We start from the raw sequence: 14,636 nt of genomic DNA on the forward strand, positions 1-14,636 counted from the left end.
GGAGCGCCTGCTGCGCAGCCTGCCGCCCCTGCCGGAAGATGCCGGCCAGTGGCGGCTGGTCCAGCGGTTCGGCAACACCCCGGCCCAGGTCCTGGCCCAGCGCGGCCAGGGCGAAGGCCCGCCGGAAACCTTCGCCAGCGGCAATCCGCACTGGCAGCTGGAATTCCTGCCCGGCACCGCCCTGACCCAAGCCGGCGGCTCGACACCGCTGTTCGGCCTGGCCGCCCTGCTGGCTCTGGCCGGCGCGCTGGCCGGGCTCTATCTGCAACGCCAGCGGCTGCAGCGGCATCTTCGCGACGATGTCCTGGCGCTCAACCTCATGGTGCAAGAACTCTCCACCGGCAGGAGCGTCAAAGCCTCTACCTTGAAGCTGCCGGCCCTGGACCTCCTCGCCCAGGCCCTGATCCGTCAGGCGCGGCGCAAGAATGCGGTCCCCGCGCCGAGCCAACCCGTCGCCGACAGCATCAGGCCGGCGGTAGCGGCAACGGCGGGGGTCAAGCCGACCGTGCCGGTCGACCCACTTTTCCAAGATACCGACATTCTCGATATCGACATCCTCGACGAAGACCAGGACCTCCTGGGATTGGAGCAAGCCCCGATTATGAGCATCCGAGAAACCGCCCCGACTCTGCCCGCCAGCATTTTCCGCGCCTACGACATCCGTGGCGTGGTCGGTGATACGCTCACCGCCGAAACCGCCTATTGGATCGGTCGCGCCATCGGCTCGGAAAGCCTGGACCGCGGCGAGCCGAACGTCTCCGTTGGCCGCGACGGCCGCCTCTCCGGCCCCGAACTGGTACAGAGCCTGATCCAGGGCCTGCTGGACTGCGGCTGCCAGGTCAGCGACATCGGCATGGTGCCGACGCCGGTGCTGTACTACGCGACCCACGTGCTGGCCGGTAAATCCGGCGTGATGCTCACCGGCAGCCACAACCCGCCGGACTACAACGGCTTCAAGATCGTCATCGCCGGCGACACCCTGGCCAACGAAAGCATCACCGCCCTGCACACGCGCATCCAGAACAACGACCTGGCCAGCGGCGTCGGCAGTGTCGAGCAGGTGGAAATCCTCGACCGCTACTTCAAGCAGATCCGCGACGACATCGCCATGGCCAAGCCCATGCGCGTGGTGGTCGACTGCGGCAACGGCGTCGCCGGCGTGATCGCGCCGCGACTGATCGAAGCCCTGGGATGCAGCGTGATCCCCCTGTTCTGCGACGTGGACGGCAACTTCCCCAACCACCATCCGGACCCGGGCAAACCGGAGAACCTCGAAGACCTGATCGCCAAGGTCAAGTCGGAGAATGCCGACCTGGGCCTGGCCTTCGACGGCGACGGCGACCGCGTCGGCGTGGTGACCAACACCGGCACCATCATCTATCCGGATCGCCTGCTGATGCTGTTCGCCAAGGACGTCGTCTCGCGCAACCCCGGCGCCGACATCATCTTCGACGTCAAATGCACGCGCCGCCTGACCGCGCTGATCAGCGGCTACGGCGGTCGCCCGGTAATGTGGAAGACCGGTCATTCGTTGATCAAGAAGAAGATGAAGGAAACCGGTGCGCTGCTGGCGGGCGAAATGAGCGGGCACATGTTCTTTAAGGAGCGCTGGTACGGCTTCGACGACGGCATTTACAGCGCCGCCCGCCTGCTGGAGATCCTCAGCCAGGACAAGCGCGACGCCGAACACGTGTTCTCCGCGTTCCCCAGCGACATCTCCACGCCGGAAATCAACATCACCGTCACCGACGAGAACAAGTTCCGCCTGATCGAACGCCTGCAGCGCGACGGTCACTGGGGCGAAGCGAACATCACCACCCTGGACGGCGTCCGGGTCGACTATCCCAAGGGCTGGGGCCTGATCCGCGCGTCCAACACCACGCCGGTGCTGGTGCTGCGCTTCGAGGCCGATACCCAGGAGGAGCTCAAGCGCATCCAAGAAGTGTTCCGGGCCCAGCTCTACACCGTCGCCCCGGAACTGACCCTGCCGTTCTGATTCAAGCCCCTGCATCGATCCTGCAGGCATGCGCCGGGCTCGTCATCCGAGCCCGGCGCGGGCGTTTCATCCACCCCCACCGGCCACGCCGTATCACTGGAGCCTTGCATGACCCCCAGCCGTGAAGTCGCCACCCAAGTCGCCCAGGTCCTGTCCGAAGCACTGCCCTACATCCGCCGTTTCGTCGGCAAGACGCTGGTGGTCAAGTACGGTGGCAATGCCATGGAAAGCGACGAGCTGAAAGCCGGCTTCGCCCGCGACATGGTGTTGATGAAGGCAGTGGGCATCAACCCGGTGGTGGTGCACGGCGGCGGCCCGCAGATCGGCGACCTGCTCAAGCGCCTGTCCATCGAGAGCCGCTTCGTCGATGGCATGCGGGTCACCGACGCGCAAACCATGGACGTGGTGGAAATGGTCCTGGGCGGCCTGGTGAACAAGGACATCGTCAACCTGATCAACCGCCATGGCGGCAGTGCCATCGGCCTGACCGGCAAGGACGCGGAGCTGATCCGGGCGAAGAAACTCACCGTGACCCGCAAGACGCCAGAGATGACCCAGCCGGAGATCATCGATATCGGCCTGGTCGGCGAAGTCACCGGAGTCAACGTCGAGCTGCTCAACATGCTGGTGCGCGGCAACTTCATCCCGGTCATCGCACCGATCGGCGTGGGTCCGGACGGCGAGTCCTACAACATCAACGCCGACCTGGTGGCGGGCAAGGTGGCCGAGGCGCTGAAGGCCGAGAAACTGATGCTGCTGACCAACATCGCCGGCTTGATGGACAAGGAAGGCCAGGTGCTCACCGGCCTGTCCACCGAACAGGTCAACAACCTGATCGCCGACGGCACTATCCATGGCGGCATGCTGCCGAAGATCCGTTGCGCGCTGGATGCGGTGCATGGCGGGGTGACCAGCGCCCACATCATCGATGGCCGGGTGCCCAACGCGGTGCTGCTGGAGATTTTCACCGACAGCGGCGTCGGCACCCTGATCACCAATCGCAAGCGTCACTGAGGATGCACCACGCCCCGGAAGACGTCTTGCCGTCCGGGGCCGGCTTTACGTCGATTGGCGATGCCGGAAAGGGCTGAACGTCAGTTACCCCGGCCCAGCAATTGAGCGAGTCGATCGCGGTCCGCGCTGAACGAAACCTGGGTTTGTTCACGGGTGTCCTGATAGCGCTGGATATCCTTCTCGAGGCGTTGCTGCTCCGCTTTCAGGTCGTTGATCTGCGCGACCAGATCGGCCGGTACCGCGCGACCGGCGCGTTCCAGGTCGGCGGCGCGGCCTTGCAGGTTGTCCTGCTGCACCTTCACCGACTGCAGGTTGCCGCGCACCACGCTGATCAGCCCATCGATCTCCGACAGCTTGCGCTTGAGCGCGCGGTCGACGTCCTCGACGCTTGAGTACAGGCGCATCAACTGGACATCCGAACCCGCGCGGGCCTTGGCGTCCAGGCGCCTCTGCATTTCCTCGCGGCTGGGCGCGGGCGGCACCACCTGGATCACCCGCCCCTGGTCGTTGAGTACCTGGTAGCCCTTACTGATGAACTCCGGCGGTACGCCCTGCCGGTCGAGTACGGTCACGCCCTTGTCGTTCACGTAGCGGTAAAGGTCGGCGGCACCCGCCAGCAGAGGCGAGCAAAGACACAGCAACAACGTCAGGCGGATCCCATCCTGTCTGGCCATCTAGCACTCATCCTGTCGACGTTAACGTCAAATTCCATACTGCGCGCGGTAGGCTTCAACCGCCGGCAGATGCTTCTTCAGTTCAGCATCCCCGGCCAGATATTCCAGCACCTGATCCAACCCGACGATGCTCACCACCGGCACCTCGAAGTCGCGTTGCACTTCCTGGATCGCCGATAGCTCACCCTGCCCCCGCTCCTGTCGATCCAGGGCGATCAGCACACCCGCGGCCTGCGCCTGCTGCGCCTGGATGATGCGCATCACCTCGCGGATCGCCGTACCGGCGGTGATCACGTCGTCGACGATCAACACACGGCCCCGCAAGGGCGCGCCGACCAGGGTGCCGCCTTCGCCATGAGCCTTGGCCTCCTTGCGGTTGAAGCACCAGGGCAGGTCCAGCCCATGCTGTTCCGCCAGCGCGACGGCGGTCGCGGCAGCCAGGGGAATGCCCTTGTAGGCCGGCCCGAACAGCACCTCGAAGGCGATGCCGCTGTCGACGATCGCCGCCGCGTAGAAACGCCCGAGACGCGCCAGCGCGAGGCCACTGTCGAACAGGCCGGCATTGAAGAAATAGGGACTGGTGCGTCCGGACTTGAGGGTGAACTCGCCAAAACGCAGCACGCCGCGTTCGATGGCGAAACGAATGAAATCGTGCTGATACGCCTGCATAGAAAAACCCCGGACGACACGGATTTAGCCATGAATTTAGCTAATAAGGATGAGCTCGGGTATCATACACGGACGTGTTTTTGGGGGCCATTTATGCGGATCATCAGTGTGAACGTGAATGGTATTCAGGCTGCAGCCGAGCGGGGACTCCTGAGCTGGCTGCAAGCACAGAATGCCGACGTGATCTGCCTGCAAGATACCCGCGCCTCCGCCTTTGACCTGGACGACCCAGCCCTCCAACTGGATGGCTACTTCCTCTATGCCAGCGATGCCGAAGTCCCCGCCCAAGGCGGCGTGGCACTCTATTCGCGGCAGCAACCCAAGGCGGTGATCAACGGCCTAGGCTTCGAAATGGCCGACCGTTATGGGCGCTACCTGCAGGCCGACTTCGACAAGGTGAGCATCGCCACGCTGCTGCTGCCTTCCGGGCAGGGCGGCGACGAGAACTTGAATCAGAAATTCAAGTTCATGGACGACTTCACCCACTATTTGAACAAGCAGCGCCGCAAGCGCCGCGAATACATCTATTGCGGTTCGCTCTACGTGGCGCATCAGAAGCTGGACGTGAAGAGCTGGCGCGACTGCCAGCAGATGCCGGGCTTCCTGGCGCCGGAACGGAGCTGGCTGGACGAGGTGTTCGGCAATTTCGGCTACGTGGATGCCCTGCGCGAAGTGAGCCGGGAAGGCGACCAGTTCAGTTGGTGGCCGGACAGCGAGCAGGCTGAACTGCTCAACCTGGGCTGGCGCTTCGACTATCAGGTGCTGACGCCCGGCATGCGCCGCTTCGTGCGCAGCGCGCGCCTGCCGCGGCAACCGCGCTTTTCCCAGCATGCTCCGCTGATCGTCGACTACGACTGGACCCTGAGCATCTGAATCGGGCCGCGTCCGCAGGACCGGCCGGGCGCCGGAAGCGAGGCTTCGCGTCCGGCGTTCGAGCGGGCTACTTGATCAAGCGCCAGGTGAAGGGATAGCGGTAGGCACGCCCCTCGTTGGCCTTGATCCCGGCGATGATGGTCAGCACCAGCGCGCCGATGCCCAGCAGGCTGAGCAGCAGGAAACCGATCACCACCAGCATCAGAACGAAGCAGACCAGCGCCGCCAGGGCGACGCTGATCTGGAAGTTCAGCGCTTCCTTGCCCTGTTCGTCGACGAAGGGATCGAGGTCCTTCTTCAACTGCCAGACGATCAGCGGGCCGAGCAGATTGCCGAATGGGAACACCAGGCCGAGGAACGCCGCGAAGTGGCAGAACATCGCCCACTGCCGGGCTTCCTGGCTGGGTAGCGGAACGAGATCCTGCTCTTCCATGGCCATGCCCTCAGTCGGCGAGCGCGGCGCGCTGCAGCTCGAACAACTCCGCGACGCCTTTCTGCGCCAGGGCCAGCATGGCGTTCAACTGCTCCGGCTGGAACGGCTCGCCTTCGGCGGTGCCCTGGATCTCGATGAAGCCACCGGCCTCGGTCATCACCACGTTGAGATCGGTTTCGGCCGCGGAGTCCTCGAGATAGTCCAGGTCGAGCACCGGCTCGCCCTGGTACATGCCCACGGAAACCGCCGCGACCATCTGTTTCAGCGGTGACTGGCCGCCCTTGATCGCCCCGCGCTTCTTCAGCACGTTCAGCGCATCGGCCAGGGCCACCATGGCGCCGGTGATGGACGCGGTGCGGGTCCCGCCGTCGGCCTGGATCACGTCGCAATCCAGGTAGATGGTGTTGTCGCCCAGCTTGGTCATGTCCAGCGCGGCGCGCAGCGAACGGCCGATCAACCGCTGGATCTCCAGGGTCCGACCGCCCTGCTTGCCGCGGCTGGCTTCGCGCTGGTTACGTTCGCCGGTGGAGCGCGGCAGCATGCCGTACTCGGCGGTCAGCCAACCTTGCCCCTGGCCCTTGAGGAAACGCGGCACGCCGGACTCCACGCTGGCGGTGCAAATCACCTTGGTATCGCCGAACTCCACCAGCACCGAGCCTTCGGCGTGCTTGGTGTAGTGGCGGGTGATGCGGATCGGGCGCAGCTGGTCGGCGGCGCGGCCACTGGGACGCTTCATCGGTCAATACCTGTTCGGGACGGAAACTGCTGCGCATTATAGGGTGCCCGGCGGGCCGCGGACATCGAACATTGGCCGGATGGGCACCTTCCGGCGTCAAAGGTCCTGCCTGCCCGGTCGAAATACCGGGACACGGAATGGATGCCTCGCCGAAGGACGATCCCGTCGCCGGCTGACCGCTTGCCCGTCCCGGCGAGCCCGCGACGGTTTTTAGCGCTACAATCCCGCGCCTTTCGTTCCCCTTCCCGAGAGGTCTCCCCATGGTGCGCAGCATGACCGCCTTCGCCCGCGTCGAACGAGCCGGTGCTCACGGCACCCTGAGCTGGGAGCTGCGTTCGGTCAATCATCGCTACCTGGAGCCGCACCTGCGCCTGCCGGATGCCTTCCGCGACCTGGAAGGCGCGGTGCGCGATGCGCTGCGCCAGGGGCTTTCCCGCGGCAAGGTGGAGTGCAGCCTGCGCTTCGCCGAAGAGCAGGCCGGGCAGCGGCTCCAGGTAGACCGCGAGCGCGCCGCCCAACTGGTCGCGGCCGCGGAAACGGTGGCCAGCCTGATCGAGCGCCCCGCGCCCCTCAACCCGCTGGAGGTGTTGGCCTGGCCCGGTGTGCTGATGGCCGACGTGGCCGATCCGCAGGCCCTCAACAGCGCCGCCCTGGAATTGTTCGACGAGGCCCTGGAGCAGTTGAAGGGCGGCCGCGCCCGCGAAGGCGCGGAACTGGCGAAACTGCTCGACGAACGCCTGGACAGCATGCGTGACGAAGTCGCCGCCCTGCGCGAACGGGTGCCGCAGATGCTTGCCGCGCAACGTCAGCGGATTCTCGATCGGTTCCGCGACATGCAGGCCGAACTGGACCCCCAGCGCCTGGAGCAGGAATTGGTCCTGCTGGCCCAGAAGAGCGACGTCGCCGAAGAGCTCGACCGCCTCGACACCCACGTCGGCGAAGTCCGTCGCGTATTGAAGGCCGGGGGCGCCGCGGGACGGCGCCTGGACTTCCTGATGCAGGAACTCAACCGCGAGGCCAACACCCTCGGCTCCAAGGCCTTCGACACCCGCAGCACGCAAGCCGCGGTGAACCTGAAAGTGCTGATCGAACAGATGCGCGAACAGGTGCAGAACATCGAATGACGCGGCCACCCCCGCGCTCCTTTTCTTTTGACGTCTACGGATGACTGCCATGGCCATCACCACCGGCACGCTTTACATCATTTCCGCCCCCTCCGGCGCGGGCAAGACCAGCCTGGTCAAATCGCTGATCGAAACCGAGCCGCGCATCCGCGTGTCGGTTTCGCACACCACCCGCGCCATGCGCCCCGGCGAGCAGGATGCGGTGAACTATCACTTCGTCGACCGCGAGGCCTTCGTGGCGATGCTCGAGCGCGACGAGTTCCTCGAACACGCCGAGGTGTTCGGCAACCTCTATGGCACGTCCCAGCGCTGGGTCGAGAAAACCCTCGCCGAAGGCTACGACCTGATCCTCGAGATCGACTGGCAGGGCGCGCAACAGGTGCGCCGGCTGATGCCCCAGGCCAAGTCCATCTTCATCCTGCCGCCGACCCAGGAAGCCCTGCGCCATCGCCTGACCGACCGCGGCCAGGACAGCGGCGAGGTGATCGAGCGGCGCATGCGCGAGGCGGTCAGCGAAATGAGCCACTACGTGGAATACGACTACCTGGTGATCAACGACGACTTCGCCCACGCCCTGGACGACATCAAGGCGATCTTCCGCGCCAACCAATTACTCCAGAGCGTTCAGCAGCAACGCCACGGCGGCCTGCTCGGCGAGCTGCTCGCCTGAAATCAGCGCTTCCCTTAATGCTGGTGATTTTTTAGACTATCCAGTCCGCTCGCCCATCGGGCTCAGCGCTCTTTTCCGCTTCTACTTCTAGTCGCTACGAGGAACACCATGGCTCGCGTCACCGTTGAAGACTGCCTGGACAACGTCGTTAACCGCTTCGAGCTGGTGATGCTCGCCACCAAGCGCTCCCGTCAACTGGCCACCGGCGGCAAAGAGCCGAAGGTCGCTTGGGAAAACGACAAACCGACCGTGGTCGCCCTGCGTGAAATCGCCGCCGGCCTGATCGACTACGACGTCATCGCCCAGGAAGAGATCGTCGAAGACGAGCCGCTCTTCGCCGCATTCGAGGACGAGGCCAACGAGGCCCTCTGATTCGATGCCTGGTCGATGTCACGCGGTACCGGGTGGAAACAGACGGCGGGGAGGCCTCCCTTGCCGAACATAGACACACTCGCCGATCGACTGTCGTCCTACCTCGGCGCCGACCAGGTCAACCTGGTCCGCCGGGCGTACTTCTACGCCGAGCAGGCGCACGACGGCCAGCGTCGTCGCAGCGGCGAAGCCTACGTCACCCACCCCCTGGCGGTCGCCAACATCCTCGCCGACATGCACATGGACCATCAGAGCCTGATGGCCGCGATGCTGCACGACGTGATCGAGGACACCGGCATCGCTAAGGAAGCGCTCACCACGCAGTTCGGCGAAACCGTCGCGGAGCTGGTTGACGGGGTCAGCAAGCTGACCCAGATGAACTTCGAGACCAAGGCGGAAGCCCAGGCCGAGAACTTCCAGAAGATGGCCATGGCCATGGCCCGGGACATCCGCGTGATCCTGGTCAAGCTGGCCGACCGCCTGCACAACATGCGCACCCTGGAAGTCCTCTCCGGCGAAAAACGCCGGCGCATCGCCAAGGAAACCCTCGAAATCTACGCCCCCATCGCCAACCGGCTGGGCATGCACAGCATGCGCGTGGAATTCGAAGACCTCGGCTTCAAGGCGATGCACCCGATGCGCTCCGAACGCATCCGCGCCGCGGTCAAGCGCGCCCGCGGCAACCGCAAGGAAATCGTCGGGCGCATCGAGGAATCGCTCAAGCATTGCCTGGAACACGAAGGCATGCAGGGCGACGTGACCGGCCGCGAGAAGCACCTGTACAGCATTTACCAGAAGATGCGCGGCAAGCGCCGGGCGTTCAACGAGATCATGGACGTGTACGCCTTCCGCGTGATCGTCGACAAGGTGGACACCTGCTACCGCGTCCTCGGCGCCGTGCACAACCTGTACAAGCCGCTGCCCGGCCGCTTCAAGGACTACATCGCGATCCCCAAGGCCAACGGTTACCAGTCGCTGCACACCACCCTGTTCGGCATGCACGGCGTGCCCATCGAGATCCAGATCCGCACCCGCGAGATGGAAGAGATGGCCAACAACGGCATCGCCGCCCACTGGCTGTACAAGTCCAACGATGACGAGGTGCCCAAGAGCACCCATGCGCGCGCGCGCCAATGGGTGAAAGGCGTGCTGGAAATGCAGCAACGCGCGGGCAACTCCCTCGAATTCATCGAAAGCGTGAAGATCGACCTGTTCCCCGACGAGGTCTACGTGTTCACGCCCAAGGGCCGCATCATGGAGCTGCCGAAGGGCTCCACCGCGGTGGATTTCGCCTACGCGGTGCACACCGACGTCGGCAATACCTGCATCGCCTGCCGCATCAACCGCCGCCTGGCGCCGCTGTCCGAGCCCTTGCAGAGCGGCGAAACCGTGGAAATCGTCACCGCGCCCGGCGCACGACCGAACCCGGCCTGGCTGAACTTCGTCGTCACCGGCAAGGCGCGCACCCATATCCGCCACGCGCTGAAGCTGCAACGCCGCTCCGAATCGGTGAGCCTGGGCGAACGCCTGCTGAACAAAGTCCTCGCCGGCTTCGACAGCCACTTGGAAAAGATCGCCCCCGAACGCCTGCAACTGGTGCTCGGCGAGTATCGCCTGGAAGCGCTGGAAGACCTGCTGGAAGATATCGGCCTGGGCAACCGCATGGCCTATGTGGTGGCGCGGCGCCTGCTGGCCAGCGACGGCGCGCAGTCGCCCAACAGCGAAGGGCCGCTGGCGATCCGCGGCACCGAGGGGCTGGTGCTCAGCTATGCGAAATGCTGCACGCCGATCCCCGGCGACCCCATCGTCGGCCACCTGTCGGCGGGCAAGGGCATGGTGGTGCACCTGGAAAGCTGCCGGAACATCGGCGACGTGCGCAACAACCCGGAAAAATGCATCCAGCTGTCCTGGGCCAAGGACGTCACCGGCGAATTCAACGTCGAGCTGCGCGTCGAGCTAGAGCACCAGCGTGGCCTGATCGCGCTGCTCGCCAGCAGCGTGAACGCCGCCGACGGCAACATCGAGAAGATCAGCATGGACGAACGCGATGGCCGCATCAGCGTTGTCCAACTGGTGGTCAGCGTGCACGATCGGGTGCACCTGGCCCGCGTGATCAAGAAGCTGCGCGCCCTGATCGGGGTCGTGCGCATCACCCGCGTGCGCGCCTGACCACAGCGCCCACGCCGCCGGTTCCGCGGACGGAAGGCTCCGTCCGCTTCAGCCCACTCGCTCACAAGGAGTCACCATGAGCAAATCCGTGATCAACACCGAGAACGCCCCCGCCGCCATCGGCACCTATTCCCAGGCGATCAAGGCCGGCAACACTGTCTACCTGTCCGGGCAAATCCCCCTGGACCCGAAAACCATGGAGCTGGTGGAGGGCTTCGAGGCCCAGACCGTGCAGGTGTTCGAGAACCTCAAGGCGGTGGCCGAGGCTGCCGGCGGCTCGCTCAAGGACATCGTCAAGCTGAACATCTTCCTCACTGACCTGAGCCATTTCGCCAAGGTCAACGAGATCATGGGCCGTTACTTCCAGCAGCCCTATCCGGCCCGTGCCGCCATCGGCGTCGCCGCGCTGCCGCGCGCGTCCCTGGTGGAGATGGACGCGATCCTGGTCCTCGAGTAAGCGTTTTTCCGGCGGGGCGCGGCGCCCCGCTTCCTCCTGCATCGGATGCCCGCCATGCGCCATTGTCTCGCCCTGCTGCTGTGCAGCGCCGTCCTCGCCGGTTGCGCCAGCGCGCCCCAGGACCCCAGTGGAATCTGGATCAACCAGGCCGCCATAGAAGCGGCGGGTTCGAGCGGCAAGCTGCGCGAATCGCTGTTGGCCTATGGCCCGAACCTGGAATGGCGCCTCGACCTGCCCGCGGGCCGCGCCGACTCCAGCAACGGCTTCGAGCTGGACGAGGGTCGCCTGGTCGCCGAGCCGGCGAAGAATCATTGGCACGTGGACTATTACGGCGACTACCGCGAGAACCTGCGGCTGGATGGCGATCAACTGATCCAGGACGCCAGCGCCAACCTTCCCGAACAGCGCTTTTCCCGTCCCGCCAAACCCGCGGCCGCCGGCGCACCGCCCGGCAGCAGCTTCGAGCAGGCGCTGTACGGCGCCTACCTCGGCGGCACCTGGAAAATCCGCAGCGGCCCCGGCGAAGGCGGCCTGGTGCTGTTCCACCCCGACGGCAGCCTCGCCGGCCTGCCCGGCGCCGATCGCTATGCCCTGTGCCTCGCGGGCGATTGCGCGGCGATGAGCGGCGAATACGACAGCCTGTGGCTGCAGCAGGGTGCGCAAGGCGCGCCCTGGATGTTCACCCGTGACGGCGGCACGCTGGAAATCTTCGAGCCGATCAACCGTGCCAGCCACGACGAGATGCCCGAATACACCCCTGGGCCGCGCCGCTGGCTGCTCGAACGGGAGTGACGCGCCCTTCCCTCGCCGACGCCCCCCGCACGAACGTCAGTCCTCCGTCAGGACCGCTTCGTAGCCTTCCCGATAGCTCGGGTAGCGCGGGCGCCAGCCGAGCGCCCGCGCCCGCGCGTTGGAACAGCGCTTGCTGCCGGAACGGCGCACCGCCGACTCGTCGGACCACCGGGTGATGCCCAGCCGCTCCCGTAACCAGCCGACCACTTCATGGAGCGGCGCCGGCTCGTCGTCGACGCCCAGGTAACAGTCCGCCAGGGGCACGCCGCGCGCGTCGGCCTGGAGCAGGAACGCCAACAGGCCGGCCGCATCCTCGACGTGGATGCGGTTGCCGTACAGCGGCGGCTCGCTGACCACCCGATAGCCTTCGCGCACCTGGCGCAGTAGCCACTCGCGGCCGGGACCATAGATGCCGCTCAGGCGCAGCAGGCTGGCCGGGAACCCCGCATCCAGGGCGAGACGCTCGGCCTCGCGCATGATCCGCCCGCTGTAGCGCGAGGCCTCGGCGGGGGAGTCTTCGTCGACCCACTCGCCGTCCTCCTGGCCATAGACACCGCTGCTGGAGACGAAGATCAGCCGCTTCGGCCGCTGCCCATGCCGACGCAACCAGTCCAGGGTATGCCTCAGCCCGTCTATATAGGCAGCGCGATAGCCCGCTTCGTCATGCTCGGTGGCGGCGGCGCAATACACCAGGTAATCCAGCGGGCCGCTCGGCCACGCGGGTGGGCAGTCATCGCCCCGCAAATCGCCGGCGACCGGCAGCACGCCGGCCGGCAGACGCGCGGTATCCCGGCGCAGGCCGTATACCGTCCAGCCCTCGGCGAGCAGGCGCCGGGCGAGGCGACCGCCGACGTCGCCGCAGCCGGCTATTAATAGGGACGCTGTGCTCATTGGAGAACTCCCCGGCTAAAACGCCAGCATGGCAGGTCGGAAGCGCGCAAAACAGCAGGTTTGGCGGCGGATTGAGGCCTAAAAGTTATATTATCACTTTTACAAACAAGAATTACTTGCAATAATAACAGCCCTTCGCACCGCCGCCCTTTTCGCAATCGCCGCGGTGGACAACCGCCTTTTCCCACTCTCAGGTCCGGCCAGCATGAACTCTCTCGCCTCACGCGCCCAGCCAACGTTCCGTTCCATTCCTGCCCGTGCCTTGCGCACCCTCGCGGTCCTGCTGATCGGCCTGCTGCTGCCGGCCGGCGCCTTCGCCGAGGAGCCCACGCCCGCCGCCACGCCCGAGGCCAGCGTGCAGCCCGCGCCGGCGGTCGACAGCGCCACCCCGGCGCCCGCCACTCAGACGGAAGCAACGGCCGCGAATGCCGGTCCGGAGCAGATGTCCATCAGCACCGACGCCAACGACCAGCCCGGTCTGGCCCACGACCTGTCGCCCTGGGGCATGTACCAGAACGCCGACGTGGTGGTGAAGACCGTGATGATCGGCCTGGCCCTCGCCTCGATCCTCACCTGGACCGTCTGGTTCGCCAAGGGCATCGAGCTGATCGGCGCCAAGCGCCGCCTGCGCAAGGAGCTGCTGGCGCTGAAATCGGCGCGTTCGCTGAGCGAAGCCGGCGAAAAAGCCACCCGCGCCGGCAGCCTGTCGCGATTGCTGGTGCACGACGCCCTGGAAGAAGTGAAGCTCTCGGCCAACGCCCGCGAGCGCGAAGGCATCAAGGAGCGCGTCAGCTTCCGCCTGGAGCGCCTGGTGGCGGCCAGCGGCCGGCGCATGAGCCAGGGCACCGGCGTCCTCGCCACCATCGGCTCCACCGCGCCCTTCGTCGGCCTGTTCGGCACCGTCTGGGGAATCATGAACGCCTTCATCGGCATCGCCAAATCCCAGACCACCAACCTCGCGGTCGTGGCCCCGGGGATCGCCGAAGCGCTGCTGGCCACCGCCCTGGGCCTGGTCGCGGCGATCCCGGCGGTGGTGATCTACAACGTTTTCGCCCGCTCCATCGCCGGCTACAAGGCCCAGGTGGCGGACGCCTCGGCGCAGGTCCTGCTGCTGGTCAGCCGCGATCTCGACCACCTGCCGGTCGATCGCACTCAGCAACCGCACATGGTGAAAGTGGGCTAACTCATGGGACTGCATCTGAACGAAGGTGACGACGATCTCGCCGAAGTGCACGAGATCAACGTCACGCCCTTCATCGACGTCATGCTGGTGCTGCTGATCATCTTCATGGTCGCCGCCCCCCTGGCCACCGTCGACGTCAAGATCGACCTGCCCGCCTCGACCGCCAAGCCGGCGCCGCGACCGGAAAAACCGATCTACCTGAGCATCAAGGAAAACCAGGACCTGTTCCTCGGCGAGGAGCAGGTGGCGAAGCCGCAGATCGGCGCGGCGCTGGACCGCCTGACCCACGGCGACAAGGACAAGACCGTGTTCGTCCGCGGCGACAAGGGCGTGGAATACGCCACGCTGATGGAAGTGATGGACGCCTTGCGCGGCGCCGGTTACCTGAAGATCGGCCTGGTCGGCCTGGAGACCGTCGGCAGATGAATCCAGGCATGCGTAAGGCCCTGCGCTGGGGCGGCAGCCTGGTGCTCATCCTCGGCCTGCACCTCGCCCTGGCCTATTGGGCGATGTTCTGGCATGCCGAGGCGCCGCCCATCGAATTGCCGCCGGCGGCGATGATGATCGAGCTGGAGCCCCTGCC

Annotated in this window: 16 protein-coding genes; 11 read left to right on the forward strand and 5 right to left on the reverse strand. The window is 65.7% G+C overall.

Annotated features, from left to right (window positions below; genetic code table 11):
* The first annotated feature begins 601 nt into the window (after nt 1-601).
* Nucleotides 602-1,996, forward strand: coding sequence for a phosphomannomutase/phosphoglucomutase (algC, locus tag OGL92_RS17490; RefSeq protein WP_263146021.1), 1,395 nt, complete (start codon nt 602-604; stop codon nt 1,994-1,996).
* A gap of 108 nt (nt 1,997-2,104) precedes the next feature.
* Entirely contained in the window at nt 2,105-3,010 is a 906-nt protein-coding gene (argB, locus tag OGL92_RS17495; RefSeq protein WP_263145985.1) for an acetylglutamate kinase, read from the forward strand.
* Nucleotides 3,011-3,090: 80 nt separating this feature from the next.
* Here the strand turns inward: argB and OGL92_RS17500 are convergent, their stop codons facing one another.
* Together OGL92_RS17500 and pyrE are read right to left on the reverse strand one after the other, a co-directional pair.
* The gene (locus OGL92_RS17500; protein ID WP_263145987.1) at nt 3,091-3,684 is read right to left on the reverse strand and encodes a DUF4124 domain-containing protein; all 594 of its coding nucleotides are present in this window, start codon (nt 3,682-3,684) and stop codon (nt 3,091-3,093) included.
* 27 nt (nt 3,685-3,711) lie between these two features.
* Nucleotides 3,712-4,353, reverse strand: coding sequence for an orotate phosphoribosyltransferase (pyrE, locus tag OGL92_RS17505; protein ID WP_263145989.1), 642 nt, complete (start codon nt 4,351-4,353; stop codon nt 3,712-3,714).
* Between the two features lie 93 nt (nt 4,354-4,446).
* Here pyrE and OGL92_RS17510 point away from each other — a divergent pair, with 93 nt between their 5' ends.
* On the forward strand, nt 4,447-5,226 hold the full coding sequence (locus tag OGL92_RS17510) for an exodeoxyribonuclease III (protein WP_263145992.1): 780 nt from the start codon (nt 4,447-4,449) through the stop codon (nt 5,224-5,226).
* A 67-nt stretch (nt 5,227-5,293) separates the two neighbouring features.
* Here the strand turns inward: OGL92_RS17510 and OGL92_RS17515 are convergent, their stop codons facing one another.
* Both OGL92_RS17515 and rph read right to left on the reverse strand, forming a co-directional pair.
* Nucleotides 5,294-5,665, reverse strand: a complete 372-nt coding sequence (locus tag OGL92_RS17515; protein ID WP_263145994.1) for a DUF4870 domain-containing protein — start codon at nt 5,663-5,665, stop codon at nt 5,294-5,296.
* Between the two features lie 4 nt (nt 5,666-5,669).
* A complete protein-coding gene (gene rph, locus OGL92_RS17520) occupies nt 5,670-6,395 on the reverse strand; it encodes a ribonuclease PH (RefSeq protein WP_263145996.1) in 726 nt (241 codons plus the stop codon).
* Between the two features lie 260 nt (nt 6,396-6,655).
* On the opposite strand from rph, the gene OGL92_RS17525 reads away from it, so the two are divergent.
* The 6 genes from OGL92_RS17525 to OGL92_RS17550 all read left to right on the forward strand — a co-directional run bounded on the left by OGL92_RS17525 (nt 6,656) and on the right by OGL92_RS17550 (nt 11,979).
* Nucleotides 6,656-7,519, forward strand: coding sequence for a YicC/YloC family endoribonuclease (locus tag OGL92_RS17525; RefSeq protein ID WP_263145998.1), 864 nt, complete (start codon nt 6,656-6,658; stop codon nt 7,517-7,519).
* Between the two features lie 49 nt (nt 7,520-7,568).
* Nucleotides 7,569-8,189 carry a guanylate kinase gene (gene gmk, locus OGL92_RS17530; RefSeq protein WP_263146000.1) on the forward strand — a complete coding sequence of 207 codons (621 nt, stop codon included), beginning with the start codon at nt 7,569-7,571 and terminating at the stop codon, nt 8,187-8,189.
* Nucleotides 8,190-8,297: 108 nt separating this feature from the next.
* On the forward strand, nt 8,298-8,561 hold the full coding sequence (gene rpoZ / locus OGL92_RS17535) for a DNA-directed RNA polymerase subunit omega (protein ID WP_263146001.1): 264 nt from the start codon (nt 8,298-8,300) through the stop codon (nt 8,559-8,561).
* A gap of 60 nt (nt 8,562-8,621) precedes the next feature.
* Nucleotides 8,622-10,730 carry a bifunctional GTP diphosphokinase/guanosine-3',5'-bis pyrophosphate 3'-pyrophosphohydrolase gene (gene spoT, locus OGL92_RS17540; RefSeq protein ID WP_263146004.1) on the forward strand — a complete coding sequence of 703 codons (2,109 nt, stop codon included), beginning with the start codon at nt 8,622-8,624 and terminating at the stop codon, nt 10,728-10,730.
* Nucleotides 10,731-10,806: 76 nt separating this feature from the next.
* Nucleotides 10,807-11,187 (forward strand): RidA family protein, encoded by a 381-nt coding sequence (locus tag OGL92_RS17545; protein WP_263146006.1) that lies wholly within the window; start codon nt 10,807-10,809, stop codon nt 11,185-11,187.
* 54 nt (nt 11,188-11,241) lie between these two features.
* Complete coding sequence (locus tag OGL92_RS17550) at nt 11,242-11,979, forward strand: hypothetical protein (protein WP_263146010.1); 738 nt, start codon at nt 11,242-11,244, stop codon at nt 11,977-11,979.
* 36 nt (nt 11,980-12,015) lie between these two features.
* On the opposite strand, the gene OGL92_RS17555 is transcribed toward OGL92_RS17550, so the two are convergent.
* Complete coding sequence (locus OGL92_RS17555; protein WP_263146013.1) at nt 12,016-12,870, reverse strand: SDR family oxidoreductase; 855 nt, start codon at nt 12,868-12,870, stop codon at nt 12,016-12,018.
* A 205-nt stretch (nt 12,871-13,075) separates the two neighbouring features.
* On the opposite strand from OGL92_RS17555, the gene exbB reads away from it, so the two are divergent.
* Nucleotides 13,076-14,053 carry a tonB-system energizer ExbB gene (gene exbB / locus OGL92_RS17560; RefSeq protein WP_263146015.1) on the forward strand — a complete coding sequence of 326 codons (978 nt, stop codon included), beginning with the start codon at nt 13,076-13,078 and terminating at the stop codon, nt 14,051-14,053.
* 3 nt (nt 14,054-14,056) lie between these two features.
* Nucleotides 14,057-14,479 (forward strand): TonB system transport protein ExbD, encoded by a 423-nt coding sequence (gene exbD / locus OGL92_RS17565; protein ID WP_263146016.1) that lies wholly within the window; start codon nt 14,057-14,059, stop codon nt 14,477-14,479.
* Nucleotides 14,480-14,636 lie beyond the last annotated feature (157 nt).

The organism is Pseudomonas sp. RIT-PI-AD (assembly GCF_025642785.1).
Classification (GTDB): Bacteria; Pseudomonadota; Gammaproteobacteria; order Pseudomonadales; family Pseudomonadaceae; genus Pseudomonas_T.

What these genes read in the sequence shown, in the direction of transcription:
- exbD (WP_263146016.1), top strand. Translation starts at nt 14,057, where the DNA reads ATGGGACTGCATCTGAACGAAGGTGACGACGATCTCGCCGAAGTGCAC.
- OGL92_RS17500 (WP_263145987.1), bottom strand. Translation starts at nt 3,684, where the DNA reads ATGGCCAGACAGGATGGGATCCGCCTGACGTTGTTGCTGTGTCTTTGC.
- exbB (WP_263146015.1), top strand. Translation starts at nt 13,076, where the DNA reads ATGAACTCTCTCGCCTCACGCGCCCAGCCAACGTTCCGTTCCATTCCT.
- OGL92_RS17545 (WP_263146006.1), top strand. Translation starts at nt 10,807, where the DNA reads ATGAGCAAATCCGTGATCAACACCGAGAACGCCCCCGCCGCCATCGGC.
- rph (WP_263145996.1), bottom strand. Translation starts at nt 6,395, where the DNA reads ATGAAGCGTCCCAGTGGCCGCGCCGCCGACCAGCTGCGCCCGATCCGC.
- OGL92_RS17550 (WP_263146010.1), top strand. Translation starts at nt 11,242, where the DNA reads ATGCGCCATTGTCTCGCCCTGCTGCTGTGCAGCGCCGTCCTCGCCGGT.
- algC (WP_263146021.1), top strand. Translation starts at nt 602, where the DNA reads ATGAGCATCCGAGAAACCGCCCCGACTCTGCCCGCCAGCATTTTCCGC.
- OGL92_RS17515 (WP_263145994.1), bottom strand. Translation starts at nt 5,665, where the DNA reads ATGGCCATGGAAGAGCAGGATCTCGTTCCGCTACCCAGCCAGGAAGCC.
- OGL92_RS17555 (WP_263146013.1), bottom strand. Translation starts at nt 12,870, where the DNA reads ATGAGCACAGCGTCCCTATTAATAGCCGGCTGCGGCGACGTCGGCGGT.
- argB (WP_263145985.1), top strand. Translation starts at nt 2,105, where the DNA reads ATGACCCCCAGCCGTGAAGTCGCCACCCAAGTCGCCCAGGTCCTGTCC.
- pyrE (WP_263145989.1), bottom strand. Translation starts at nt 4,353, where the DNA reads ATGCAGGCGTATCAGCACGATTTCATTCGTTTCGCCATCGAACGCGGC.
- OGL92_RS17525 (WP_263145998.1), top strand. Translation starts at nt 6,656, where the DNA reads ATGGTGCGCAGCATGACCGCCTTCGCCCGCGTCGAACGAGCCGGTGCT.
- rpoZ (WP_263146001.1), top strand. Translation starts at nt 8,298, where the DNA reads ATGGCTCGCGTCACCGTTGAAGACTGCCTGGACAACGTCGTTAACCGC.
- OGL92_RS17510 (WP_263145992.1), top strand. Translation starts at nt 4,447, where the DNA reads ATGCGGATCATCAGTGTGAACGTGAATGGTATTCAGGCTGCAGCCGAG.
- gmk (WP_263146000.1), top strand. Translation starts at nt 7,569, where the DNA reads ATGGCCATCACCACCGGCACGCTTTACATCATTTCCGCCCCCTCCGGC.